Origin of the sequence: Aliivibrio sp. A6 (assembly GCF_028765505.1) — a bacterium.
GTDB classification, from domain to species: domain Bacteria; phylum Pseudomonadota; class Gammaproteobacteria; order Enterobacterales; family Vibrionaceae; genus Aliivibrio; species Aliivibrio finisterrensis_A.
On the sequence record NZ_JARACR010000017.1, the window covers coordinates 63,348 to 90,212 of the forward strand.

19 protein-coding genes and 1 riboswitch are annotated in these 26,865 nt (G+C 37.2%); of the genes, 10 read left to right on the plus strand and 9 right to left on the minus strand.

Annotated features, from left to right (window positions below; all coding sequences use genetic code 11):
- The first annotated feature begins 303 nt into the window (after positions 1-303).
- Complete coding sequence (locus PVK70_RS11460; protein WP_130046982.1) at positions 304-2,949, plus strand: beta-N-acetylhexosaminidase; 2,646 nt, start codon at positions 304-306, stop codon at positions 2,947-2,949.
- A 329-nt stretch (positions 2,950-3,278) separates the two neighbouring features.
- Positions 3,279-5,927 (plus strand): molybdopterin-dependent oxidoreductase, encoded by a 2,649-nt coding sequence (locus tag PVK70_RS11465; RefSeq protein ID WP_130046981.1) that lies wholly within the window; start codon positions 3,279-3,281, stop codon positions 5,925-5,927.
- Positions 5,928-6,264: 337 nt separating this feature from the next.
- Here PVK70_RS11465 and PVK70_RS11470 read toward each other — a convergent pair whose 3' ends face one another.
- Positions 6,265-7,134 (minus strand): LysR family transcriptional regulator, encoded by an 870-nt coding sequence (locus tag PVK70_RS11470; RefSeq protein WP_130046980.1) that lies wholly within the window; start codon positions 7,132-7,134, stop codon positions 6,265-6,267.
- Positions 7,135-7,247: 113 nt separating this feature from the next.
- Between PVK70_RS11470 and PVK70_RS11475 the strand changes: the two genes are divergently transcribed.
- Positions 7,248-8,441: an MFS transporter gene (locus PVK70_RS11475; RefSeq protein WP_165367170.1), complete on the plus strand. Its 1,194-nt coding sequence runs from the start codon at positions 7,248-7,250 to the stop codon at positions 8,439-8,441.
- 21 nt (positions 8,442-8,462) lie between these two features.
- Here the strand turns inward: PVK70_RS11475 and PVK70_RS11480 are convergent, their stop codons facing one another.
- Both PVK70_RS11480 and PVK70_RS11485 read right to left on the minus strand, forming a co-directional pair.
- The gene (locus PVK70_RS11480) at positions 8,463-9,869 is read right to left on the minus strand and encodes a diguanylate cyclase domain-containing protein (RefSeq protein ID WP_274441464.1); all 1,407 of its coding nucleotides are present in this window, start codon (positions 9,867-9,869) and stop codon (positions 8,463-8,465) included.
- A gap of 496 nt (positions 9,870-10,365) precedes the next feature.
- The gene (locus PVK70_RS11485) at positions 10,366-10,902 is read right to left on the minus strand and encodes a cobalamin adenosyltransferase (protein WP_130046978.1); all 537 of its coding nucleotides are present in this window, start codon (positions 10,900-10,902) and stop codon (positions 10,366-10,368) included.
- Positions 10,903-10,983: 81 nt separating this feature from the next.
- A riboswitch (cobalamin riboswitch) is annotated at positions 10,984-11,119 on the plus strand.
- Positions 11,120-11,159: 40 nt separating this feature from the next.
- Between PVK70_RS11485 and PVK70_RS11490 the strand changes: the two genes are divergently transcribed.
- From PVK70_RS11490 to PVK70_RS11500, 3 genes are read left to right on the plus strand one after another with little or no spacing between them, the layout of a single operon-like run.
- Positions 11,160-12,077: an ABC transporter substrate-binding protein gene (locus PVK70_RS11490; RefSeq protein WP_130046977.1), complete on the plus strand. Its 918-nt coding sequence runs from the start codon at positions 11,160-11,162 to the stop codon at positions 12,075-12,077.
- Entirely contained in the window at positions 12,077-13,117 is a 1,041-nt protein-coding gene (locus tag PVK70_RS11495) for a FecCD family ABC transporter permease (RefSeq protein WP_130046976.1), read from the plus strand. The genes PVK70_RS11490 and PVK70_RS11495 overlap by 1 nt, the downstream gene beginning before the upstream one ends.
- Positions 13,114-13,911 carry an ABC transporter ATP-binding protein gene (locus PVK70_RS11500; protein WP_422836534.1) on the plus strand — a complete coding sequence of 266 codons (798 nt, stop codon included), beginning with the start codon at positions 13,114-13,116 and terminating at the stop codon, positions 13,909-13,911. Before PVK70_RS11495 ends, PVK70_RS11500 begins: the two co-directional genes overlap by 4 nt.
- Positions 13,912-13,991: 80 nt before the next feature.
- Here PVK70_RS11500 and PVK70_RS11505 read toward each other — a convergent pair whose 3' ends face one another.
- Entirely contained in the window at positions 13,992-15,362 is a 1,371-nt protein-coding gene (locus tag PVK70_RS11505; protein WP_130046975.1) for an L-serine ammonia-lyase, read from the minus strand.
- A gap of 255 nt (positions 15,363-15,617) precedes the next feature.
- Positions 15,618-16,175 carry a TMEM165/GDT1 family protein gene (locus tag PVK70_RS11510; protein ID WP_165367169.1) on the minus strand — a complete coding sequence of 186 codons (558 nt, stop codon included), beginning with the start codon at positions 16,173-16,175 and terminating at the stop codon, positions 15,618-15,620.
- A 309-nt stretch (positions 16,176-16,484) separates the two neighbouring features.
- Here PVK70_RS11510 and PVK70_RS11515 point away from each other — a divergent pair, with 309 nt between their 5' ends.
- Both PVK70_RS11515 and PVK70_RS11520 read left to right on the plus strand, forming a co-directional pair.
- Complete coding sequence (locus tag PVK70_RS11515) at positions 16,485-17,396, plus strand: LysR family transcriptional regulator (RefSeq protein WP_130047094.1); 912 nt, start codon at positions 16,485-16,487, stop codon at positions 17,394-17,396.
- A gap of 99 nt (positions 17,397-17,495) precedes the next feature.
- Complete coding sequence (locus PVK70_RS11520) at positions 17,496-18,260, plus strand: class I SAM-dependent methyltransferase (protein ID WP_130046973.1); 765 nt, start codon at positions 17,496-17,498, stop codon at positions 18,258-18,260.
- 28 nt (positions 18,261-18,288) lie between these two features.
- Here the strand turns inward: PVK70_RS11520 and PVK70_RS11525 are convergent, their stop codons facing one another.
- Entirely contained in the window at positions 18,289-19,200 is a 912-nt protein-coding gene (locus PVK70_RS11525) for a YjjW family glycine radical enzyme activase (protein ID WP_130046972.1), read from the minus strand.
- 12 nt (positions 19,201-19,212) lie between these two features.
- On the minus strand, positions 19,213-20,739 hold the full coding sequence (locus PVK70_RS11530; protein WP_130046971.1) for a YjjI family glycine radical enzyme: 1,527 nt from the start codon (positions 20,737-20,739) through the stop codon (positions 19,213-19,215).
- Positions 20,740-21,015: 276 nt separating this feature from the next.
- Here PVK70_RS11530 and PVK70_RS11535 point away from each other — a divergent pair, with 276 nt between their 5' ends.
- Complete coding sequence (locus PVK70_RS11535) at positions 21,016-22,179, plus strand: sugar ABC transporter substrate-binding protein (protein WP_130046970.1); 1,164 nt, start codon at positions 21,016-21,018, stop codon at positions 22,177-22,179.
- Complete coding sequence (locus PVK70_RS11540) at positions 22,176-24,143, plus strand: GGDEF domain-containing protein (RefSeq protein WP_130046969.1); 1,968 nt, start codon at positions 22,176-22,178, stop codon at positions 24,141-24,143. The genes PVK70_RS11535 and PVK70_RS11540 overlap by 4 nt, the downstream gene beginning before the upstream one ends.
- 355 nt (positions 24,144-24,498) lie before the next feature.
- Here PVK70_RS11540 and PVK70_RS11545 read toward each other — a convergent pair whose 3' ends face one another.
- Both PVK70_RS11545 and PVK70_RS11550 read right to left on the minus strand, forming a co-directional pair.
- A complete protein-coding gene (locus PVK70_RS11545) occupies positions 24,499-25,905 on the minus strand; it encodes a hypothetical protein (protein ID WP_130046968.1) in 1,407 nt (468 codons plus the stop codon).
- Between the two features lie 74 nt (positions 25,906-25,979).
- The gene (locus PVK70_RS11550; protein ID WP_165367168.1) at positions 25,980-26,147 is read right to left on the minus strand and encodes a hypothetical protein; all 168 of its coding nucleotides are present in this window, start codon (positions 26,145-26,147) and stop codon (positions 25,980-25,982) included.
- Between the last annotated feature and the right edge of the window lie 718 nt (positions 26,148-26,865).

A 26,865-nucleotide genomic window follows, 5' to 3' on the forward strand; every position in this document is an offset into this window, starting at 1 on the left:
AATTAAGTGTCTTGGGGTTGTAATGTGTATTGTTGGTCTTAAATTTTTATTTTGCACCTCAGTTAGTTGGGGGTTATTGTGGGCTACCTCACATAATGATAATTATATTTTTAGTGGAGCTACTAGTATTCCGTTCTGTTATAAGTTGATGCAACTCTCATTATTTTAATTTATACCGTAAAATATAGAATTAAGTGTGATTCAAAGCATAATTTGGATTTATCTTAATTTGTAAAACTAAAAAACTTTTGTATTGTAATTCCAGATTTGAATTTTAATTACTTTATTTTTAGGAATGGAATCATGTTGAAAAGAACCCTTCTTTCTACTGTTATTATGGCAAGCTTAGCGGCTTGTTCTTCTACTTCTTCTGAACAATCAACAGTTAACCAGCTGGCTGAAAACCTAGATATTAACTACACAGTGATTACTAACCAAGGCGCTGATGACGGCCTTGCTTGTAAAGAACTTCAGGCTGAATGGGCATCATGTAACAAAGTAAACATGACAATCACCAACACTGGTGAAGCGGTTGATTCTGCTGATTGGACAATCTATTTTCACAGCATTCGTTTAATTCTAGATGTTGAAAATGACCAATTTAAGATTACTCGTGTAACGGGTGATTTACACAAACTTGAACCAACAGATAAGTTTGATGGTTTTGCTGCTGGCGAAGAAGTAGTTCTTCCATTGGTAGCTGAGTACTGGCAGCTATTTGAAACTGACTTCATGCCAGGTGCATTTGTAACGGCTCCAGGTGCAGAAGCTCGTAATATCATTTCTTTGGATACTGAAGATACTAGTGAGTTTGTTGATGAAATTATCGGTGTTCAACTAAAACGTACTCTTGCTGATAACAACGTTGTAGCAACAGCAAACACTCGTTTTGAGAAAAACGCTGATGTAGCTGAAGTAGATGCGTCTTCTCATATTATTCCAACGCCTTTAAAAACAACGCTAACGAATAAAACGGTTGATTTAGCAAAAGGTATCTCTATTACAGCAAACGGTATTGATGCAGACCAACTTGCTGCATTAAACCAACGTGCTGAACTTCTAGGTCTTGAAACTTCTGGTGAATATCCAGTGTCTGTTTCTGTAGATAAGAAGCAATTCAAAGATGGCGTATCTGGTGCATACAAATTAGATGTGGCTGAAGGTAAAACTACGGTTGTTGCATTTGACCAAGCGGGTGCATTCTACGGCGTACAATCTTTACTTGCTCTAGTAAGCTTAGATAGCTCAGAAATCCCAACGCTAAACGTAGAAGATGCTCCACGTTTTGAATACCGTGGCGTAATGGTTGATGTTGCTCGTAACTTCCACTCAAAAGAAGCGATTCTTGCGACGGTTGATCAAATGGCAGCATACAAACTTAACAAACTACATCTTCACCTAACAGATGATGAAGGTTGGCGTTTAGAGATCCCAGGTCTTCCTGAACTAACAGACATCGGTGGTAATCGTTGTTTTGATGAGACAGAAACCTCTTGTTTATTACCTCAACTGGGTTCAGGTGCTGATTCAGATAACTTTGGTTCTGGTTTCTTCACAACAGAAGATTACCTAGAAATCCTAACGTACGCGAAAAACCGTAACATTGAAGTGATTCCAGAAATCGATATGCCAGCTCACTCACGTGCAGCAGTAATGTCAATGGAAGCTCGTTACGCACGTCTTGCTGCTGAAGGTAAGATGGAAGAGGCGAACCAATACCGTCTGATGGATCCAAAAGACGAATCAAACGTAACAACGGTTCAGTTCTACAATAAACAAAGCTTCATTAACCCATGTTTAGATTCATCTTCAACATTTGTAGATAAAGTGATCACTGAAGTTGCAGCAATGCACAAAGCGGCTGGTGTTCCTCTATCAACATGGCACTTCGGTGGTGATGAAGCGAAAAACATCAAACTTCACGCTGGTTTCCAAGACATCAACGATGAAGAAAAAATCGCATGGAAAGGTGACTTAGACTTATCTAAGCAAGACTTCCCATTTGAAAAATCGCCACAGTGTCAGTCTCTGATTGCAAGCGGTGAAGTTGCAGATTTCGAACATCTTCCAAGCCATTTTGCTGAGCAAGTATCTAAAATTGTTGCAGCTAAAGGCATCCCACACTTCCAAGCGTGGCAAGATGGTCTTAAATATTCTGAAGGTGCTAATGCATTCGCAACTGAATCAGTACGTGCAAACTTCTGGGATACTTTATACTGGGGCGGCGGTGCTTCAGCGTACGAGTGGGCTGAAAAAGGGTACGACGTAGTTATCTCTAACCCAGATTACGTTTACATGGATTTCCCATACGAAGTTGACGCAAAAGAGCGTGGCTACTACTGGGCAACTCGTGCAACAGATACACGTAAGATGTTCGGTTTCGCACCAGAAAACCTACCTCAAAATGCGGAAACATCAGTTGACCGTGACGGTAACGGCTTTGAAAGTGCAGGTACAGTAACGCCTAAGAAACCTTTCTACGGTCTGTCTGCACAACTTTGGTCTGAAACCGTACGTACTGATGAGCAATATGAATACATGGTATTCCCACGTGTTATCGCAGCAGCAGAGCGTGCATGGCATGAAGCGTCTTGGGAAAATGAATACAAAGCAGGTGTTAAATACTCTCTAGAAACAAACCTAGTGAATAAGAAAGCACAGCTTACTGATTGGACAAACTTTGCAAACACTATGGGTCAACGTGAATTAGCGAAGCTTGAAAGAGCGGGTATTGATTACCGTCTACCAATCCCAGGTGCAGAAATTGCAAACGGCGAACTAAGCATGAACATTTCATTCCCAGGTGTAACGCTACAATACTCTGTAGATGGCGGTAAAACATGGTCTGAATATGACAATGCAAACAAACCAAAAGTAACGGGTGACGTTCAAATTCGTTCAGCATCATTTACTGGCGAGCGTGTTAGCCGAGTAACTAGCGTTAAATAATTACGTTAGAAAAAATTAGAAACAGTCATTAAATAACCAAACGGCACTTCTTTTATAAGAGGTGCCGTTTTTTTATGTAATAAACTTCATACATCAAAAATGAAATCATTCTTTTATTTTTTGGTTAAGTGTTTTTTATGAACGTAACATCGTCTAACTTCGTTATAGCGGACTCTAAAATCACTTAAATCCCCATTCATCAGTACGTACGATGTTTATCTATTTATAAATGTGCATTTAAAATGAACCTTTGAAGGTTTACTATATTCCTTATGAATGACTTATCGAATCATCAGTATTGATAAGTAACTAAAACTACGGAATGTATTATGGCTATTTCTCGACGTACTTTTTTAAAAACATCCATTGCTACAGCAGTTGTTGCTGGTGGTGGTTTAATGGTTTATCCGGCTTCGAAATTCTTTGATGATGAAGATATTGAGGTGATCCCGCACGCAAGTCACTGGGGGCCATTTAATGCGATAGTAAAAGCAGGTGTACTTGTTGGTATTCAACCGCGTAAAGATCTCGATGCAATGCCTACCGAAATGTTAACGGAAGGGCTGATTGGTCGGGTTTACGATAAAACTCGTGTTAAATACCCTATGGTTAGAGCCTCTTATTTAGCCGATCCAAAAGGCGATACCAAGACTCATTTACGTGGTAAAGAACCCTTCGTTCGTGTGAGTTGGGATGTCGCATTATCATTAGTAGCAGAAGCCATTCAAACGACAGCCACCGACCATGGAAATGAAGCTATTTTTAGTAGCTCTTATGGTGGTTGGTCACACGCCGGTTTAATGAGGCCACAAGTACTACAAGGCCGATTCTTTAATCTTATTGGTGGGCAAAGTACCACAACGGGTGACTATTCAGGTGGTGCCTCTCAGGTTATCCTTCCTCATGTTATTGGTGATATGGAAGTGTATTCACCACAAACAGCATGGCCTGTAATTAAAGATAACACTGAAATATTTGTACTGATTGGTTGTGATCCTTGGAAAAATAACCGCATCGAATTTCGAGTTGCCGATCATCAAATGTACCCACATTGGAAGCAGTTTGCCGAAGATGGCATCAATTTCATCTCAATTAATCCACAACGTACCCGAACAGATGATGAGTTAGATGCGGAATGGGTCAAAATTGTGCCTAATACCGATACCGCTTTATTCTTAGCCATGGCGCAGCATGTATATGTTAATGATCTACATGATACCTCTTACTTAGATCGCTACACCGTAGGGGCAGATAAATACATTGATCATTTAATGGGTAAAACTGACGGGGTGGTTAAATCTCCAGAGTGGGCAGCGAAAATTACAGGTATATCGGCAAAAGATATTCAGGCAATGGCGATTAAATTTGCAACAAGTAAAACTCAGTTTGCCGCTGGATGGTCGCTGCAAAGAGCCGATCATGGTGAAATGATTCATTGGGCAATTATTAACTTTGCAGCCATGTTAGGGAAGATTGGTAAACCGGGGGAAGGGGTTGGCTTTAGTTGGCATTACGGTAATGGTGGTATGCCACAATCAGGGAAAACATTGCCAATTGGCTTGTCTCAAGGTAAAAATCCAGTCAGTACTATTTGCCCGGCATCTCGTATTTCTGAAATGTTAATGAACCCAGGCAAAACCTTTACAAGAGATGGCATTGAATACACCTATCCAGATGTTAAAATGGTGTATAACGCAGGCAATAACCTACTTTCACATCAACAAGATACCAATCAATTGATTGCAGCACTTAATGACAAAGTAGACACCTTTGTATGCCAAGACCCATGGTGGTGTGCATCGTCGCGTTATGCTGACATTGTTTTACCTGCAACCAGTACGTTAGAGCGAGATGATCTCTCCTCTGGTGGGACTTACAGTAACGATAAAATCTATGCGATGCGTCAGGTTATTCAGCCTTATGGGGAAAGTTTAGATGACTTCGAAATTTTCCGAAGATTAGCTGAAATATTTAACGTTGAAGATAAATTTACGGAAGGGTTACCGTTTGATGAGATATTAAAACGAGCCTATAAAGCGTCTTCTGCTACATTACCGTTTGATGAGTTTTGGAAAAATGGCGTCGCTTTATTACCAGTGCCACAAGAAGCAAACCAATGGGTAAGACATGGTGATTTTTATCAAGATCCAGAGAAGAACCCACTGCATACGACATCAGGAAAAATAGAACTATATTGCCAAGATATCGCCAATTTTGATGTAAAAAACTGCCCGCCAATGCCGACATTCTTAGAACCGTTTGAATATCTTGGTAACGCAAAGCCTAATGAAGTTCATGTTGTTAGCCCGCATCCTTATATGCGGTTACATTCACAACTGGCAAATACAGAAGTTCGTAAATACGAAAGTGTTCAAGGACGACAATACGTACTTATTAATGATAAAGATGCAGAGAAGCACGGGATTCGTTCTGGCCAATTAGTTGAGATATTTAATGAACGTGGTCGAGTGATTGCTGGAGCGAAAGTCTCTGATCAGATTATGCCCGGCGTGATCAGTTTAGAAGAAGGGGCGTGGTTGCAATTTGATAGCCAAGGGCGCTGTAATAGTGGCTCAATTAACGTATTAACCTCTGGTAAAGCATCAAGTGATTTAAGCCAAGCGACGACGGCTAATACCTGTCTGGCTTATATTCAACGTTGTCGAGATCCGGAATCACCCAATTTAGCGTTTGAGCCACCAAGAATTGTCACGGTAGATACCGATCTTCAGATTGATAAAGTAAACGCAACCCTAGGTCATGATAATGGATTAGGCAGTGAGACAAAACAAAGCGTCGGTGAAGCCTTATTTTATCAGCGTTGTACCATGTGTCATTCAGCCAAAGATCCCAAGCAGTATACTAAGGCTCAATGGCGTGGTATCACTCAGAGCATGTTTCCTCGAGCAGGGTTAAATCCACTAGAGAGAGAAGAGGTGATGTCTTTTCTAGAAGCTAACGCCAAAGATTCAAGCTAAGTTATCTATTGTTTTAAATGACACGGTTAAGCAATTTAAGATGTGATAATTGAGTTGAGTGTTACTTAATAAATAAAATAAACCCTCAGTAAGTAAGATTACTGAGGGTTTATTTTATCCTGATAGTCTTTTTGAACACTAACTTTCAGGCAACCAAGTTTGTTCAGAAACCACTTTTTGATTTTTGAAAGTGAGTTGCTCTACTTTATCACCATGATTATTCCAATGAGTTACTGAACCATCTTTGATTTTTCCGTCATCGTAATTAGCTTGTGTCGCTTTTTTCCCATTAGCGTAATAACTGGTGTATTGGCCGTCTTTCTGACCATCATCATAGTTAATGATTGTTTTTCACAAACTCTAAGAAAGTCCGGTCAGCTTTTGATAGATAACCATTTTTTCGCCATGCAATTGAAATATCTAAAAAGATAGGTTCACTAAAGGGAATTGAGACAATATCAGGTTCGTTTTCTGTGGCTAATTCGAGCAAAGCACTAATGGCGAAGTCACGTTTTACAATTTTCAAGATCACAGGTAATAAGTTGGTTTCAAAAGAGAAATTAGCGGTTAGTTTTTGTTGTTGGCAAATAGCATCTAACCTTTCGCGATGAAAATACCCTTGTTTGAACATCACCAACTCTTGAGAGAAAAATTCAGTAAACGATAAGGTCTTTTTCTTTGAAAACTCATGTTCAGGGCTAACAACAGCCACCATTTGAGAACGAAGTAAGTGATCGGAGTCGAGCTCATTAGGTAAGTCTCTTACTTGAGTAATGCCAAGGTCAATTTCCCCATCAAGCAGCATTTTTTGTATTGACTGTGCGCCGGCCTCTACCATAGTGAGTTTTAATTTTGGGTATTTGCTTTTAAAAGCCATGAGAACCTCAGGGAAATAGTAGGTGCCCATAATGCTTGGTACGCCTAATCGTACTTCCCCTTTTTCTAATCCTCTTAATTCTTTCATTGCAAGAGAAGCATCATCCAATTGCTGTAAAATCAATTTAGCGTGGGTAAGCAGAACTTCACCCTCGTGAGTGAGGGCTATTTTTCGATCATTGCGGCGAAAGAGTTCAAGCTCTAATTCGGTTTCTAATTTTTTAATCGCCACGCTTAATGCTGGCTGAGCGATATGTAGACTGTTAGCTGCGTGGGTAATGTTTTTATGCTCTGCAACTGCGACAAAATACTTTAGTAATCGTGTATCCATATTTATTACACACCATAATCAAAAACTATCAAATCGATAATTATTATATATTTTCACTATTCCAATGAACTTGCTACTGTTTTGATATTGTTTTCCTGATGATGATCACTGAGATGATTGAATTTCGTAGTAAGGCGTATTACCAAGTGAGTGCCGCATTGGCTTTTGGATCATTTTTGGTTTTTTGTAATTTGTATTTGTTTCAACCTATGTTGCCAGTATTGGCTGATCATTTTATGGTGTCTGCGACTCAAATTAATTGGTTGTTGGCTGCAGGGACATTAATGCTGGCTCTGAGTTTATTGCCGTGGGCGATAGCGTCTGATTTCATTGGTCGACGCAAAGTGATTTTATTGAGCTTATTCATGCTTCCTGTCATAGGAGTGACCTCATTATTAACCGATAGCCTTATTGTTCTTATTCTAAGTCGTGCAGCAATGGGTATCGCACTTGCTGGATTTGCGGCTGTTGCAGTCGCTTATATGGCGGATGCGTTTACTGCTAAAGCGTTTAGTTATGCCATTGGTGCTTATATTAGTGCTAACTCGTTAGGAGGAATTTCTGGACGATTATTTGGCGGTGTTATAACCGATCATTTTAGTTGGCAAATGGCAGTGATCTTGATGGCCCTAATAAGTGCAATTGGTGCCATTATCGTAGCTCTAATTTTGCCAAAAGACACAGCTCAACAAACTGAAAAACGGTCAGTCTCTGATTATCATCGTGTACTTGTTCAGCATTTAAGAAACAAGCCACTCTTTTTGGCTATGCTGATTGGAGGGGTTAATTTTGCTTTGTTTGTTAACTTATACTCCGTTACTGGTTTTCGTTTAATTGCTGAACCTTATTCGTTGCCTTTAAGCGTGACTTCTATGATCTTTCTTTGCTACTTATCAGGCACAGTGAGTTCCCGTTTAGTTGGATTATGGTGTCAGCGATTTAATGCGGTATCGGGTATGTTTGCAGGAACGTTACTTAGCTTAATTGGTATGCTTATCGCTAGCAACCAATCACTTATTACTATTATTATCGGTTTAAATGTATTAAGTTTTGGTGCTTTTTTTACTCATTCATTGGCGTATGGCTGGGTAAGCCAAAAAGCAGAGGCGGCGAAATCAACAGCAACGGCACTATACTTGGTGCATTACTATGTTAGTGGCAGTTTAGGTGGATTTTATTTAATGTATTGTTGGCAACATGGGGGATGGGAAAGCGTGGTTCTTGGTGCAGGAATACTTTATGTTGTTATCTTTTGGCTCTGTTGGCGTTTATATAATTACGCCCATACCAAGGTTGCATGGGCGTAATCAAAGAGGTCTCTTTATTTGTTAGATTTCAAATACTTTAAAACCATTCTTTCCAGAGCGTTTGATGTCATACATAGCAGCATCAGCATTGTGCATTACATCATTGATGCAACCGCCATGTTCTGGGAAGAAGGCAATACCAATACTCGTACTTAAATGGTAAGGCATATCTTCGAACATCAATGGCACATGACTGTTTTTAATAAATTGATCTACCTGTGCGATCGCTGTTTGCTGATCAATAAGATCATAAATCAGAACGGCAAATTCATCACCGCCAAGACGAGACACATAAGCATTTTCAGAAAAAGCGCTGTATAGGTTTTTGCCTATTGCTTTTAAAGCTAAATCACCAGCACTGTGACCAAAGTTATCGTTAAGATCTTTAAAGCCATCTAAATCGATATAGATTAATGCTAATTTAGTATCGTCCTTGCGTGCCTGTTGCATTTTCCAATGGAATAGTTTTTTAAAATACCCACGATTTATTAAGCCAGTTAAGCAGTCGTGATGTGCTAATTTTTTGATTTTATTATGATTCATTCGCTTTTTAAGTTGTAGCTGTGCAATTAATAAAGCCACGAGTAAAGAGAAAAGGAATAGGCTAATTACGATGAGTAATTCACTTTTTTCAATCTTTTCTAAGCTCCAAATTGGTGCACTTGGTACAAAGGTAATTAAACGCCAACACGAATCTTCTTTGTTAATGATGGAAACGTCTTTGCTTGTTTCTACATTTTTAGGATATGAAAATACAGAGTCAAAAGTCAGTATGCCAGATCCTATTAGGAATTGCCCTTTTGAACGGTTTTTAAGGCACTCATATGTTTTTGGATAAATAGCAGAATATTTTTTATCTGCATTTTCGCCAAACATAAATGCAAATTCTAATTCAGGTCTTTTATCATAAATGAGAAAATAATCATCGCTATTAATAAGCATATGGTGATTTTTTTGTTCTAATGAGAAAAGCTTTAAACCATCAAGTAGATGCTCTGCTAAATAATTGAGTATTACCACACCACGTTTTTTTCCATATTCATCAAATACAGGTGTTGCAAGGCGGATCATTGGTTTATAAGGTAGCTCAATTTCTCCGTGCTCAATGTTTAAATCAAGAATAGAGATATAAATTTCACCGTCATGTAATTTCAAGCTGTCTTTAAAGTAGTATCGGTTACGTTTATTTTGCAGCTGATGTTTAGGTACGATGGCAGGAATACCATTATTATAATTAATACGGATGATTTCGTTACCCTCAAGGTCAAGGTAACGTAATTGGTCGTAAAGTCCTTTTCTAAGGCTTAAAGCAAGTGTATTTAACTCGGCAAGTTTAATGAGTTTTTTATCATGTTTATCATAAGCCTTATTGATTTCAATGAAGTCAGAAAGCAGCAGGAGATCTTTCCCTATGCTGTTAAGGGTCATTGCAATGTATTTTTTTTGAGCGGAAATTAGCGCACTTTGTTCTGTTTTTATTTGATTGATCTTTATTTCACTTTCTGAATACTTATAGAAATAAAAAATAGAAAATAAGAAAGAAAATAAACACAAAAATAAAACAATAAAGCGAGGCCAAAAAAATAGATTATTGGACTTATTAAATGTAATCACTTTATTCACTTAACTTAAAATTAATATGGGCACCATTTATGTAACAAACTCTTTTGTGAGAGTATTATTTATTGGTGTTATAAGTGGGGAACTTTATAGCATATGAATATTTCTATCAACGCTAAAAAAATAATAAATCCGAAGAAAAATTGACCTATACCGCTGTGGTGTTGGAAATTAAGATCTTATGTAACTAAGGGTGACTATTTGTTGTTTTTCTACTGACTTTTATCTCCATTAAATAACCAACAAGCAATTAATTTACTACCATTTGGCAACTTAAATTGCTTGTCGATAAACTCAAATCTACTTACTTTGGAGAGGGGTAATTAATACTGATGTATTCAGGCTCTTCAATCCCCGCTTCTTGATTTAACACACGGGTTAATACAAAGTAATAATTTGCTAATACATTGGCAAATCTAGGCAGTGTTTCTGGAATGTTCTTTGTGGTTAATTTATCCACTTGAACTAAAGCGCGCACCACTTTTTTACTTAAACTACGGCATTGATGAAGTTGAATAACAGGGCCAGTGCCGCGAGGAAGAACAAAGCGCTTCGCATCGTCGTGAACTTGAGACTTAAAATGTAACATTTCAGATAGCAGGTTTTGAATATCGTCTTCAAAAATTCCGCATTTACCACGAATTGATCCATTTAAATTGAATATTTTGGGTTGTAAGCGTTCTAGGGACTCTCGAACTTCCTGATTTGATATTTGAGAAAGAGCGAGGCCAGTATAGGTACATAACTCGTCAGTTAAAATCTCAAAATCACACAGCGGACTGTCTTCAAAAATGAATGGGTAAGAGAGTTCACCGACATTACCAGATGCTTTAAGTGTCATAGTTACATTACTTATTAGTGGGTTATGAAGAAATATACTTTACCATGAGCTAAGAAAACATAGCGAGATAATCTGAGTTTAATAGATAGAATATATTATCGTAGCGACGTACAATGTCGACCACTTCGGAATACGGTGAGAATCCGTAACGGACGCGCCACTGTGAAAGTCTCAATGGGATTTGAGTCAGATACGAAGTGATTAATTTTATGCTCTATTGTTCAGAGCTATAATGTACGCGATTTACAGGAGTTGCCATGCGTTGGCTTGCGTTAAAATCATTTATTATTGCCTCTTCTTGTTTGTTTTCTTTTTCCTCAATGGCTGAGACTATCTATCCGTTAAGTATGATTGATGGCTTAGGGAATTCTGTTGTTATTGAACAAGAGCCTAAAAAAATATCCTCAAAAACATTATTTACAGATGCTGTGTTACTCGAGTTAGTGGATGAGAGTTCACTCTCAAGTTTGACTGATCTTGCTAATAATCCTAACTATTCTGCGGTAAAAGATATTCTTCCTAAATCAGTTCCTTTATTAGCGCTGAATGTAGAAATGATCATCGCGAATCGTCCTGACATTGTGTTTGCGGCCAATTGGAGTGACGCATCAAAATTAGCCATTATTGAAAATGCGGGCATTCCTGTTTATCGAATTCAAACACCTAAAACAATTGCAGAGATTAAAGCTGAGATCTTACGTGTTGGCGAGATAGTTAACAAAAGCGAAGCGGCTAAAAAAGTCGTTGCCAAAATGAAGGCGCGATTAACTCAAGATGTGATTAAGCCAAAACAAAGATTAACAGCGTTAGATTACAACCCTTGGGGAACCTCTAGTGGGCAAGACTCAACATGGGATGAAGTATTAGAGCAAGCAGATTTAGATAATGCGATTGAAGGATTAGTGAGTGATAAGTACGGACAAGTGCCAGTATCAAAAGAGATGGTGATTGTGCTTAACCCTGATGTATTGTTTATTCCTGCATGGGTTTATGGTGATAAGAATGGCGCAGAGCAGTTCAAACAAGAAGTGATGTCTGATCCGTCATTGCAATCAGTCACAGCTATTAAAGAAGGGCGTGTGTATCAAATGCCTCATGTATTAAGAAGTGTTTATAGCCAATACATTATTGATGCGGTTCTTTTTGTTAATCATTCTGCGTATAAGAAACCTTAATGCCTTTTTATCGTTTAACTTCAGTTCAAATTATTATCTCAGTCAGTCTGTTTATTGGTCTGTTTTTGGCATATCTCAGCCTTGGTGCGGTGCATATTCCAATTATCGATATTTTGTCGATGTTTAAGAGTTACTTGATGAATGGCAGCGAACTCGCCACAAAAGAATACCCATTAGCCTCTGCAATTGTCATGCACATTCGATTACCTAGAGCGTGCGCCGCTATTCTGGCTGGTGGTGCATTGGCGTTGGCAGGAGCTTGTACTCAGGGTTTATTTAAAAATCCATTAGCGAGTCCTGATGTATTGGGTGTGAGCTCTGGCAGTAGTTTTGGGGCAGTCATCGCAATTGTATCTGGCTTCTCGTTTATGAATCCGATGTGGTTACCTATTTTTACTACGGTTGGCGCATTGGCGGCATCAGCATTTATCTATGTTTTAGCCTCTCGCAGTTCGTCGTCTCAAATTCTGTTTTTAATCTTAACCGGTTTAGCACTCTCTAGTTTATTGGGGGGGGCACGAATGGGGTTGCTATTAATGGCTCAACAATATGAAGTCAGTCAATTTGTCTTTTGGGCTATGGGTGGCTTAGATGGGCGTATGTGGCAACATTTATTATGGCCAACGCCAGTTATTATCATTGTTTCAATTTTGCTATTAAAAGAGAGTCGTGCCTTAAATTTATTAGCATTAGGTGAAGAAAGTGCGCATGGCATGGGGCTTAATGTAAAGCAAACCCGATTCAAACTATTGATGTTCGCAACTTTACTTACCGCAATGTCGATAGCGATAGCCGGACCAATCGGATTTATTGGTTTGATGGTGCCACATTTAGTGCGTTTATTGGTTGGGCCTGCGCATGAAAAACTGTTACCGTTCTCTGCTATTTTTGGTGTTATTTTCTTACTTGTGTGTGATTTGTTAGGCCGTTGGATTATTGCCCCAAATGAGTTGAAAGCGGGGATCATTACCTCGTTTATCGGTGGTTGCTACTTTATCGGTTTGATTATTCGATTTCAAAGAAAAGGGCGTTTAGCATGAGCAAGATGAATTTAACAAAAACGCTACTGAACGTATCAAATCTCAGCTATCTGGTCGGTTCAAAGGCGTTATTAAAAGATATTTCTTTTTCTGTGAATGCGGGTGAGTTAGTCGGTATTATTGGCCCTAATGGCGCAGGTAAAAGTACCTTGATGAAATGTATTAGTGGCTTTCAAAGCTATTCACAGGGTGAGATATCAATTAAAGGCAAGTCGTTATCGACTCTTTCTCATATTGATCGTGCATTAAGCATGAGCTATTTACCCCAATACAGTGAAGCGGCTTTCCCATTCAGTGTAATGGAGACTATTGGTTTAGGGTTTCATGCTCGTCAGCAACAAGAACTCATTTCCCCTGTCGTTATCAAAGATCAAAGCAAAGCGGCGTTAGAAAGGGTTGGAATAGGACATTTAAGCGCTCGAACCGTGACAGACTTATCTGGCGGTGAAAAGCAACTAGTTCACTTTGCTCGATCATTAGTGCAAGGAACGCCATTAATGTTGCTTGATGAGCCAACTGCTAGCTTGGATATTGGCCATGAATCCCAGTTAATGAATGTGCTCTCTAAAGAGTGTCAAAATGGAAAATCAGCTTTGGTTGCGATTCATAATCTAAATACCGCCGCTGAGTTTTGTGATCGCCTAATCTTGATTAACCAAGGTGAAGTGATGGCAGAAGGTAAGCCCAATGAAGTATTGAGTGAAGAGAATATCCGAGCTTTATACCAAGACTTAGTGATGGTGTCCCATCATGCAGTGACAGGGAATACGATAGTGTCGCCGTATAAGAAGTAGTTCAACATTTAGAGAGTAACCATAAAAATCCAGAGCCTCGTTTGAGAACTCTGGATTTTTTGTTTATTGGTTATATGAAATTATTCACACGGTGGTGCCATGTGGATTAATGCTAAACCACCGAGTGATGTTTCACGGTATTTACGGTTCATGTCTTTACCTGTTTGATACATGGTATCGATCACTTTATCGAGTGAAATAAGACATTTACTAGTGCGTTTTAACGCCATGCGAGAGGCGTTAATTGCTTTCATTGAGCCCATGGCATTACGTTCGATACAAGGCACTTGAACAAGGCCCCCAATTGGGTCACAGGTCATACCCAATGAGTGTTCCATGGCAATTTCAGCCGCCATACAAATTTGCTCATTACTGCCGCCGCGAAGCGCAGTTAAGCCTGCTGCTGCCATTGAGGATGAAACGCCAACTTCACCCTGACAGCCCACCTCAGCACCAGAAATCGACGCATTGGTTTTGTATAAAATACCAATCGCACCAGATACCGCTAAGAAGTCTTTTAGTTGTTTCGTATCTAGCTCTTTAATGAATCTATGGTAATACATCAATACACCAGGAATAACACCAGCAGCGCCATTAGTTGGTGATGTAACTACTTGGCCGCCTGCTGCGTTTTCTTCACTTACTGCAAACGCAAATAAGTTAATCCAATCCATGATCTCCATTGGATCATTTTCAATAGAGGCATTTGCTTCCAGTTTTTTCAATAAAGCAGGCGCACGACGAACGACATTTAGGCCGCCTTCAAGGATACCTTCAGTTTGAAAACCGCGGTCCATACAAAGAGACATAACCTTCCAAATTTGGTCGGCTTTTGCATCAATGGCTTCCATCGGTTGAAATGCAACTTCGTTACGTAGTACAAAAGCGCCTAAGCTTAGTCCTTGTTCTTCTGCTTTTGCTAGCATCTCATCAGCAGACTTAAATGGGAATTCCACCTCAATATCAGCGGTGCTTTTACCATTGATTAGCTCATCTGCGGTAGCAATAAAACCACCACCAACTGAGTAGTAGGTTTCGATGGCAAGTTGTTGTCCTGCGGCATCAAAAATTGAAATCGTCATGCCATTTTCATGTAAAGGTAAGTTGGTTTTATGAAAAAGCATGTCAGTGTCATAATCAAAGATGATTTCATGAGCACCTGCAATATGTAATATCTTATCTTCAATCGCTTTTTTCATAGCTAAGTTGGCGCTGGTTATTTTGATGGTATCTGGACGATTTCCCAGCAAGCCTAAAATGGTTGCGCGGTCAGTGTGGTGGCCGATCCCCGTTAAAGAGAGTGAACCATATAAATCAACCTGAACACGAGAAACTTGCGCTAAATGTGGTTGAATAAGCAGGGTGAAGTTGTACCCAGCAATCATAGGACCATTTGTGTGAGAGCTTGATGGTCCAACGCCAATTTTGTAGATATCAAAGATAGACAGCATAAGACATTACCTATTGTAGAGTTGCAAAACCAAGAATATAAATGTGTGAGCGGCATTTAAAGGCATTGCTATTATAATTATTAAGTTTAGTTGTTTTGTAGATTTGTGCTGATACCAATTTAATTTCGTTAGTTGGTATTAAAATTAAAAATCCCAAGCACGCCTAACGGTAACTCGGGATTAATAATGTGCAAAATAGCACGAATATAGCAGGACAAATACCCCTAAAAAGAAAGGGAAAAAGGATCTAAGCTATTACATTCCTAGATAAGTCCCTATCGCCAAGCCTAGAAAAATCACGGCAGTAATACGGTGAATTAAGGTTAAAGGCAGTTTATCGGCAGAGAATTTACCGATAAGAACAACAGGAACATTGGCCAATAACATACCTATGGTAGTACCCAAAATAACCCAATGTAGAGCATCGGCATTTTGAGCACCTAAGATAGACGTTGCTATTTGCGTTTTATCACCAATTTCAGCAATAAAGAAAGCGATAAAACTTGCAACAAAGGGACCTCTGCTTGAGATGGCTTCGTCGTCATCTAATTTATCAGGGATTAATACCCAACCCGCCATAGCAACAAAACTTACAATGAGAACCCATTTTAAGGTCTCAGGGGTTAAGAAGTCAGCGACAACCACGCCTAAATATGCAGCTAAAGCATGATTTAAAATGGTCGCAAAAAAGATCGCGGCAATAATAGGGATTGGTTTTCGATATCTACTGGCAAGCAGTAAAGAGAGAAGTTGGGTTTTATCACCGATTTCAGCTAGTGCGACGGTGGTTATGGATATTGCTAATACACTCACGACATTACTCACTTGGGCGGGATTATAATTATAAGATCCATAGAAAAACCTCACGCCCACCCAATGGTTCGTGATGTTAATCTAAGGTCTTGCCGAACAAGTTGCTCATACTTGTCTCGCACACCATGATGATTTTGCATCAATTATGTTGATATACGAACTTTCAGGTTTTTCTATATTTAGATAAAAAAAGAAAGCAGGCTACTCCCCAAAGAGTAAGGCGGTGGATATTAAAGGATGTTATTTCTTATTTCAACGGCAAAGTGTTTTATAATGTGTCCAAGTTTAGATTTTACTCGATGGGCAATAATGGATCTTATTCAACTCTCTCGCATTAGCTTTAAGCATCTTACTGCTCTGCATGTCATGCTCTCTACACACAGCGTAACGCAAAGTGCTGAGATATTATGCATGAGCCCATCAAGTATGAGTAAAACCTTATCTCAATTACGACAATTGTTGGATGATGAGCTGTTTTATCGTGACGGTACGAAATTAATTCCGACCTCTTATGCGTTAAAGATTGGACCCGTATTGCATCAAATTTTGAATAATATGAATGGGTTACTGAATCAGTCTACGTTTAAACCTAAAGACTTCTCTGGTAAGTACTCACTCTCAATGCGAGAAAGTACTTTTGAGATATTTGCCCCAATCATTAGTGATATTCTTTCGACTCAAGCGCCTAGTTCTCATATCGACATCCACTCAAAAGAGCAGTTGGGGTTTGATGCCTTATTAAATGGCCAAGTTGATGTGATTTTACTGCCACATGATAGAAGTCAGCCGCCAACGACTGAAAAACAATTGGTATGGGAAACAGTGATCGAAGATGAAATGGTCTGTCTTATGAGTGCCAATCATCCCCTAGTTGATAAAGAGTTAACGGTTGAGGGGTATTTAGCTTATAAGCATATTGGTATTTTTGATAAGGAATTAAATGTTCCTTATTTTGAGCAGTGTCTAGCTCAGCAATACCAACCAAGGGACGTCGTTATTTCTGTGGCCGATTTTGGCAGTGCAGCAACCTTGTGTCATCACACTGAATTTTTATTTACGAGCTCTAAAAAATGGGCAGAAATGGCAAGTCAGGCGAAGGGGTTAGTGATAAAACCGATGCCGTTTGATTATGGGCAGGTGGTGTATAGCATGGTTTATAATAAATTAAGCATTAATGATCAGGCCGTAAGTTGGTTGTGTGATCGCATTAAAGGAAAATAAGACATTCTGCTTAGGTAATTAATGTTACTATTTTTGGAGAAATATTAGCGTCACATTTTATGTGATGTTTTATAACCAATTGTTTATCAAGGCAGTAAAATGGATTTACCACAAGAACAGATCACCGCAGAGCACTCTTTAGAACGCATATACCCAAAACAGTTGAACCAAGATGATAAAGGCCATCAAGATGTGTTGGATATACATTTAGAGCGTTATCAATTTGCCTCTGAGCAGTTACGTGGCAGCTCTATTTTAGATATTGCTTGTGGCTGTGGTTATGGCACTGCATTAATGGCAGAGGCTCATCCTGATAAACAATTTGTTGGTGTTGATGTTGATCCAATGGCGATTAACTATGCCAGGGAGCATTATCAAGCGGATAACTTACGTTACGAATGCGGTAACGGTATGGATTTTCAATTAGTTAGTAAAGAGGGCGGCTTTCAGCACTTTGATACTATCATTAGCTTAGAAACCATAGAGCATGTACCTGAACCTCAAAAAATGGTAACGCACTTATTAACTCAGTTGAATGAACAGGGGGTTATGATCGCATCGGTTCCGACCACACCAACGGTTGATGGGAATCCTCACCATTTGCATGATTTTACCGTCACCTCTTTTTATCGTCTGTTTTCAGCTTCAAATTACCAACCAGGTGAGACCTTTGAGCAGATTCAGCATTGGGAATTTAAAGGATTGTTTTCGAAAAAAGAATCTAAAGAAAACCGCTCACAAGGGGTGGGGCGGAATATTGTGAAGCACTATATTAAAAAACCGAGCGCGTTGTTTTATCGAATGCGCTCAATAGTGACTAAAGGACTTAATAATCGCTATTTAACGGCGGTTTTCTTTAAGTAATTATTTATTATTCTTGTTTTATAAAACATTAAGTATAAATCGATGGGGAGATCACTGAACGCCCCAATCGAGTTACTAACTTGGCTTCAAACTCTTCCATCTGTACTTTACTGCATTTATCCCACCCTAGCGCTTCACCAATTACGCCATGATGTTGGAATGCATTTAAACGGATAGTGATATATTCGGGTAATGTCTTTAAATACTCACTAATAGCATCGATTTCACACAATAAATCGGTTTTATTTGGAATGTACAACAGCCGAACTTCGTGCAATTTATCGTGTTTAGCTAATAGATTGATCGAGTGTAATACGCGATGATTCTCTCTACCGACTAACCATAGATGCGTGTCATTTTGCCATGCTTTTAAGTCAATCATAGCCCCATCTAAATAGGGTAGAATTTTCGTCCAACCTTGCTCAGACAGACTGCCATTGCTGTCTATGAAACAAGTAAGGTGACTTAATGATTTTTCGGATTTGATGGCTTTAAAGTATTCAATAATGAAAGGTAATTGTAGGGTCGCTTCACCACCAGAAATCGTAACACCACTTAAAAACGGGGCGTGTTTTTTGGTGAATTCAATTAGTTTTCCGACCGTATACGTTGTTATTTTTGGGTTTGATTTACTTGGGCAGAGATCAATGCATTTATCACATTGAGTACACAGCGCTTCATCCCATATAACTTTCTTGTTTGGTGAATCATCAAAGGTTAATGCACCTGTTGGGCATGGCTCTACGCAATCACCACAATGATCACAGTGATTAATGGTATGAGGGTTATGACAAGTTATACAATCGTAATTACAGCCTTGTAAGAAGATCACAAGGCGGTTTCCTGGGCCATCAACACAAGAAAAGGTCAGTATTTTACTGACCAATCCTGTTTTGTTGTCGTTGATGTTATCGCCAGAAAAAAGATCAGCGTTAACCATAGTAATGATTTCTTATTCTGCGTACGCAGGTGTCATTTCTAGCGCCACAACACGAGGTGTGCGGTTCAATACTTCAGTGTTTTTCGCCGCTTCTGCTCCTAAAAAGGTAGTATTGGTTCGAGAGCCTTCAGCGTCGTATTTAGCGATATCAGACAGTTTTACCATGTAACCGGTAATGCGAACTAAATCGTTTGAAGCAACATTGGCGGTAAACTCACGATAGCCTAATTGCAGTGCACCTTTTGCTAAGTTAAACATCGCTTCAGGATTAGATTTAACCGTTTCATCAATGGTTAAAATATCACTGACACCAGAGGTGTAATATTGGTGGTGCTCAGCAGTGGCTTGCACATAAGATACTGGATCAGGTTCTGTGCCGTAAGGGATGCGAACACCTGGAGTAACATCAAGATCTAAGCTAATGCCACCTTGTGCATGAAGCAGTGCTTTCCCGTGATAGCCGTGTTTTACCTCGGTTGCATCAACGATCTCTGAGAGTTGTTTTGAAATAGCATGGCCCAATTGGTTTGCCATTTCACCATGACCGTATTTTGCTGCAATGCCTTCTTTTTCCATAAGAATATCGACGGCTTCAGCCATGCCGTAAATGCCAAACATTGGTGCGAATCGGTCTTCACTAATTAATCCTTCTTTGGTTAAAAAACCTTCAAAGAAATTTGATTTCTCATGTAAGAATGAACTTCTTGTATTAATTAAGCCAAACATAACGTTGCAGTAATTAGGCAGCACGTTATTAACAAAGTCCGCTTTATTTTGGGCTTTTTTAGCCACTTCTTTTAAGTTCATGCGGACAAGAGTGTTAGAGCCACCTGCTAACGGTAGCGAGTTGTAGCAACTGACGATGCCAAAGCCGGTGTTATTGTACGCTTTTGCGTGTACTGGGTAATTTGCAATGTGAGGTTTACTGCACTCACAAATATTGGCAGCCGCTTGACGAAGCAGATCATCTGGTGTGATCTCAGCATCGTACATAAAGGTTAAGTTAGGAGCAATTTGCTTCAATTCAGCATCAACACGCAAAATAGTACGACAAATAATATTATCTGTTGGGCCAATGTTTACGTGCATGAAGGCATCAGGTAGTGTGCGATCAAGCATTATCCAAAAACGTTTTATTTTTTGGTAAATTTCTTCATCACTAAGGGCACCAATATAAGGCATAAGTACAGTATCAAGTTGGCCAAGATAAACAGGGATAGAAGTAACGGAAGGGACATGATGATAAATAATAGTAAGTAAATTTAATGCATCATCAAAATCTTCAGCCGCAGATAGCTCTAGGTATTTTGAACCTTGAGATAAAAACTTTGCGTAATCAGGCAATACATAACGAGGTTTAAAAGGGGCGTGGCCCTCAAACATATCACACAGAATGCCATCATCCAGTGCTTGTTGAGTATCAGAGTCAATCTCCATATAAGGCAAGCTAGCCTCAGCTTCTAATGCTAAATATTGTGATTTCTGTTTTGGAGAAAGGTTTGCATCGGTAATGATGCTATAGAAACGTTCTTGACTCATGATAAAACCCTTTTTATTAGTATGGGTTTATTTTAATGGAATAGTGCCATTTCTTTTAGTGAAAGTATACGAACTACTTATTTCTATTTTGGAAATGTAAAGATGTTAAGTAGTTCTGAGGCGCTTTTATTTTCAGCAAGACGTCTAATAGCAGTTATCGATAAAGCTAGGCAAAACAATCACTGATTTAGCGTTGAGCTATGCTAAGATAAATGCATTATATGTATCGTATTTATCGTCGTTTATTAAAATTTTACCTAAAGTACCCTTATTGTTATGCCAAAATTGCTTATATTAATTAGTTTCCTATTTTCATTCTCTTCACAGGCCGGAATACTTGAGTTTTGGAGTGCATTTGGTGACAACGTCGATCAAAAACTTGCGAAAGAATTTGAAGCGAGAACAGGCAATCAATTAATGATTCGTAAGTTCTCCATTGATGAAATGAAAGCTGAGTTATTATTGGCATCAAGATCGAAAAATTATATGCCAGATGTAGCATGGGTTCCGTCTGATTTTTTAGGCTTGCATAAATTCATAGGAATTACGCCTATTCCTAAAGTATGGATTAAACAAGATCAATTAGAACCAGCAGCAAAACAAAGTGCAATGGTTGGTGATAGTTATATGGGTCTCCCTTTGTTTCTTGGTAATCACCTAATGCTTTTTTATGATAAGAGCAAGATTACGACGCCGATTACGACATGGGAGCAACTGCAAGTTTTGTCTGAAAAAGAACCGGATAAAATACATATTAGTTATAGCGTAAAAGATATGTATTTCTTCTCAGCGTTTTTCAGTCTGTTTCATCCCAATATACCTCTAGACCAGCTTCATTTTGATGATGAGAAATGCTCAGAAGCACTTACGTTTTATTATAATTTAGCACAGCTTAATCACCTGAATAATGAGTGTAATAGTTTATGTAGCCGTCAATTATTTATTGATCATAAAGCATCGTATTTAATCGATGGCGATTGGGCTGTGAGTAATTTAATTGAAGAGTTTGGAAGTAATTTAGGGATCACTTCATTACCTAGTTATCAAGGGATCCCAATGCAGTCATTATCTGGTGGTAAAGTATTAACCATGACAAAAACGAGCTTTCAAGACCCTCAAAAAAGAGTCATGATTAAGCAGTTAATGCAATTGGCTCAAGATAAAGAGTTTTTAACTAGATTAATTAATGAGCATCAATATATATCAGCGTCAACAGAAGTGAATCAGACAGTCATAGTACCTAATAAAAAAATAATGAATGCTGTTTATCAACAATACTTACAATCTCAACCAATGCCAACGAGTTTACGAGTCTCCTTTGTGTGGGAGGCGTTAGCTAGAGGTGCTTCACGTCATTCTGATGGTATGCCTGCAAACGAAACGATGGAATACATAAAAAATATCATTGATCGATTTACAACGAAAGTGGAAGGATTATGATTTCTCGTCCTTATTTTAGCTTACGTAAGGCATTTACTTATGTTTTGCTTATCGCTTCACTTGCGCCATTGATCTTTATTAGTCAATTTTTGACTGGTCGTATTAGCGACCAATTACTAAGCCAAAAAGAGCATCAAATTCAAAATGCTGTATCGACCATTGCGCAAGAGATAGTTGTGGAGTTTGATCGTATCCAACAAAGCTTAAATTGGTTATCTCGAGATCGATTTAATATCCAAGCATTAGATAATATTTTATATTCCAGCGTTGTGACGCATAATCTCGTTCGTTTTAGTGAACTATCAGGATTGATTAATAGTGTTTATATTTTGAATGATAAATGGGAGCCTTTATATGATCTTAATGGTCGTCCTTATCATTTTGAAAATAGCCAATTATTAAGAGAAATAAGTGTCGATAAATCGATATATGAACAAGGTTTAACAAAGGCTCATTTCTATACAGAGTCCAATTTAATTAAAGGGATACATACAGCCAAAGGCATTGCTTTAGTTACCCCTATGCTAGCTTATAATTTAGAGGGTTCTGGTCGTTACCGAGCTTCTGGTTATGTAGTTGTTTTGATTTCATTCGATACAATTGAACAGAGTTTTCAGCATTTTTTATTGAAAGATGAGAATTTTAATTTAAACCAGCATTTAGATACGCATGAAAATGTAAAATCTGAGATGACAGAAAGTGGCATTTTAGATCGAATTTTCGTACTGAATAATTCGTCATTTTCATCGCCATTAGCGCTTGATATTACCTATCAATTTTCGGATGTGGAACGCCTTAAAGAGATGAAATCTTCTTTACTGGCCTTATTTACTGTTATTGGGTGGACTTTTGTTACCGTTCTTTTTATTGCAATGGGGATCACTCGTTGGATCTCTAAAGAGTTTGTTGGTATGGAAGATACGATTGTCAGTTATGCCTCAAATAAAGAAGTTAAGGATAGAACATTTCAATTCTCAGAGTTTGATCGAATGGCATTGGTATTAAGTAAAATGAGCATCACTATTCGAAATCAATTGAATGAACTTAAAAATAAAAATGATGAATTAAATGATTCTAAAAAAGTTATTGAGCGAAGCAATAGAAAGCTCTCTAATTTTAATCAAGAACTTGAGGTTCAAGTATCAAAACAAACAGCTCAGCTTAGCGACGCATTATGTAGAGAGGAGCTGAATAAGAACAGTTTAGCTGCAGTGATAGAATTTGGTTCGATATATAAAACATTGAGCTATCGTGAGCTTCCTCAGAAGGTTGAATGTCAATTACAGCATTTGTTTTCAGATACTCAGTGGCAACTACGATTTAAACCGCTAGGAGATAAAGAAGGGATTCAAATATTATCTAGTAAGGATAAATTTCTAGCCAGTTTACGTTTTGTGTCTAGCCCTCAATTAGAAGCAAACCAATTAGTATTTAAGCTGTTTGTTAAACAACTTTCATCATGGTTGGAGCTCGTTGATGTAGCAAGAAGTGATGCATTATTGCAATGTGGGAATCGTAAGGCTTTCGATGAAGATTTAGCGCATTATCAAAAACGCTATAGAGATTCAAAAGCAGAATGGAATTTTGGATTATTCATATTAGATGTAAATGGACTCAAAGCAATTAATGATCAATATGGTCATGACTTAGGTGATGAGTTAATCAGAACAAGTAGTTCTCACATTTCAGCATTATTAAGTGAAAATGACTCTCTTTATCGAATAGGTGGTGATGAGTTTGCTCTTTTAACTAAGGGAATGACCAGAAAAGAATGCACACTCTTGGCTGAACAACTACACGTAAGTCAAGAGAGCTTAAAATTCTTTGATAAAGAAGGAAAAGCGTATGATGCGAATTACTCTATTGGTTGGTCATGCTCAGATAATGCTGATTTGTTTAAAATGTTTACTATTGCTGATGAGTCTATGTATCAAGATAAGAGAGAATATTATTTGACGTTGTAACGATTAATAACACATTATAATTAATGTGCTATTTTATTATGTTCTAATTAATTTTATACATTTTTCCATCAAGAATCTCATTTTTAATTTTCTCATGCCGATGAGCATAAGGATAAGATTTCATTGAGAATAATTTCAGTAAAAAAAACAAATTTAAAATTGGGATTATGAGTATAATTAAGTAATAAGAGGGAAGTCCACAATTATTTATTCTAAGCTTAGAAATCACTAAAAACGAGAAAAATAAAGTAAGGTATATAGGTGGTGAGTTCACACTATAATACTCCAATGTAATTAGAGACAATATTATAATTATATAAAAAGCATATTTTTCTCTAGTCATAATAAATCCTTTTTAACTTGGAATGTAACAAACGACATTCCCGATTGAATTAGAATATGGTTTTACATCTTTATTGTTATGTATAAGTTTGTTTTTTTTAGTCCAAAATGCTAATTTACTATTAAAGTTATTATTGAATTTTTCAATGTTAAATAATAATTTGTATTCATCATCATTTAACATTCTGGATTTTTCTGTTATTTTATTACATATATTATATGCTTGTTTGTAATTTAACTTACCAAATACTTGTTTCCCATTATTTACTGTATATTTAATTAACTTATTCTTATCTAATGTTGGAAAGGTCGGAATAACAAATAAATTACTTCCTTCGCTATAAGCAACTTTAAGTATTGGATTTTTGAAAAGAGAAGGTGATTCCTTTTTGATGTTGTCTTTAGTTGTAAGCTCTGGTTTGGATTCATTATGGAGTATTTTATCCATTGAATTATTGCTTTCGTTTGTTTTATCAAAAGAGAAGGTAAAATCACTATCTTTCAAAATATGAACATTTGCAATTTCTTCAAGTGATTTATATGTAGCTATTATTTTATGATTTCCAGCAGTTACCGTTGTCGAAATAACAGAACCCGAACCGACCGGGATACCATCAATAATATATTTAACATCAGAAAAGTTACTTCTTAAAATTAATTTAAAGTCAGTTGTCTCAAATATTTTATTTAAAATTAAGTTTGTATCTTTGTTATAAGACTCCAAAAACTTAACACTTATGTCATAAGATAAAAAACCCGAATAATCCATTATTGCATCATTAACAATAAATTCCTTATTCTTACTAATATTTGTATAGTTGTTCTTACTTAATATTGAATTGGTAATATTTTTTTCATTGTCTAATATACACTTATCCATGTTTTTTGATACACAGGATATAGAGCCCTTAGAACTTAAAGTTATGGGTTCTTTTAATGTATTAATATATCTCTTTCTGACCTTATTCTTAAGTTTTAATAGTTCTTTTTTTCTTTTAAGTTTTATATCACTAATAGAATTTATTAATAATTCTTTTTCATTTTCAATCGCTGTTATCTTTTCATTTACATCTTTAATGCTTATTTTATTTTTATATATTTCATTGTGTGATCTTTTCATCTCTTGATAGTACTTATCTGAGATGTGTTCTTCTTCGTTATTTTCAAATGAGGTTCTTAAGTTTTCGCTAATTGACTCTTTACTTTCTTTTAATTTAGCAACTAAGCTAATTAATTCACTTTTTTCCTCTGATAAACTATAAATTTCAGAATCAATATTATTTAGATCAATAACCATTTCTCTATAGTCAAAGTTAATCTTTATGTCTCTTAGATTTATTTCTTCTTCACTAGTAAGTTTTAATTGTGAAGATTTTGTATCAAAAGGCATAAGAAGTGGCATGATAGTGACTACTGCCATGATTGTTTTATTTTTTAAACAATCTCGGTTCTGATTGTTTTTCTTATAATAAAATAAATCCATAATGGTATATATTAGCGTGCTTCATTAAAATAAGGGGCATTACCTGATGTAGATTCTTTGTAGGATGAGATTATTAGTAGTAATAACTCGTCTTTAGTTAGTGAACCTAAACAAATGCCTGCTTTTTCTGTTCTAAGTTGGCAAATACGTAATACGTGGTTAAACATTGAATTAGACATAAGTAATCCTATACTTTTTGATGGTTTAAAATTTTATGACTTTTGATATTAATTTATGGGATTATTTAAATCAATATCAAGCTTCAAAGGGATTTTTAATTGTAATTTTGGTTGTGATAATTTTATTTGTTAGTGTAATTCTTTGAATAATAATGGATTGAGGTGAGTGTCTTACTTTAAATTAGTTACCCAGACTACGTTGTAGTAGGTTATTTCGTATGTGAATTGTAGCCCGTACTTACGGCATATAAATATTAAGATTACATACGTTTTTTATTCGTACTAAAAATACCAAGTATACTTATATTCAGTAATATTTAGTAAGGCAATAATGAACAATCACTTCTTTTAACTTGTAGGAGTAAGTCAGTGTCAACTTTTAATGGCGATTACAAAAAAAAGTGATTCATGCTTAAAAATTGAATGTTTATTTGTAAGCTAATATTTAGTTTGATGTAGGGTGAATCCTACCTTTTGAGGTAATGTTTTTAAATATCAATGTGTTAGATGTTGATTGGTATATTGGTAATGTTGACATTGAATAATTAAGCTTTATTGTAACTTAAGTCTTTAATTGAGTTGGTTTCAAAATATGAAAAATGTTGTTAAATTTTTAATTACTTTATTGTTACCAATATCTGTCTATGCAACGGAACCTAAATTTTCTTCGGTTGAAAAAGATTATATAAAAAATAATCCAAAGATATCAGTCGCTGTA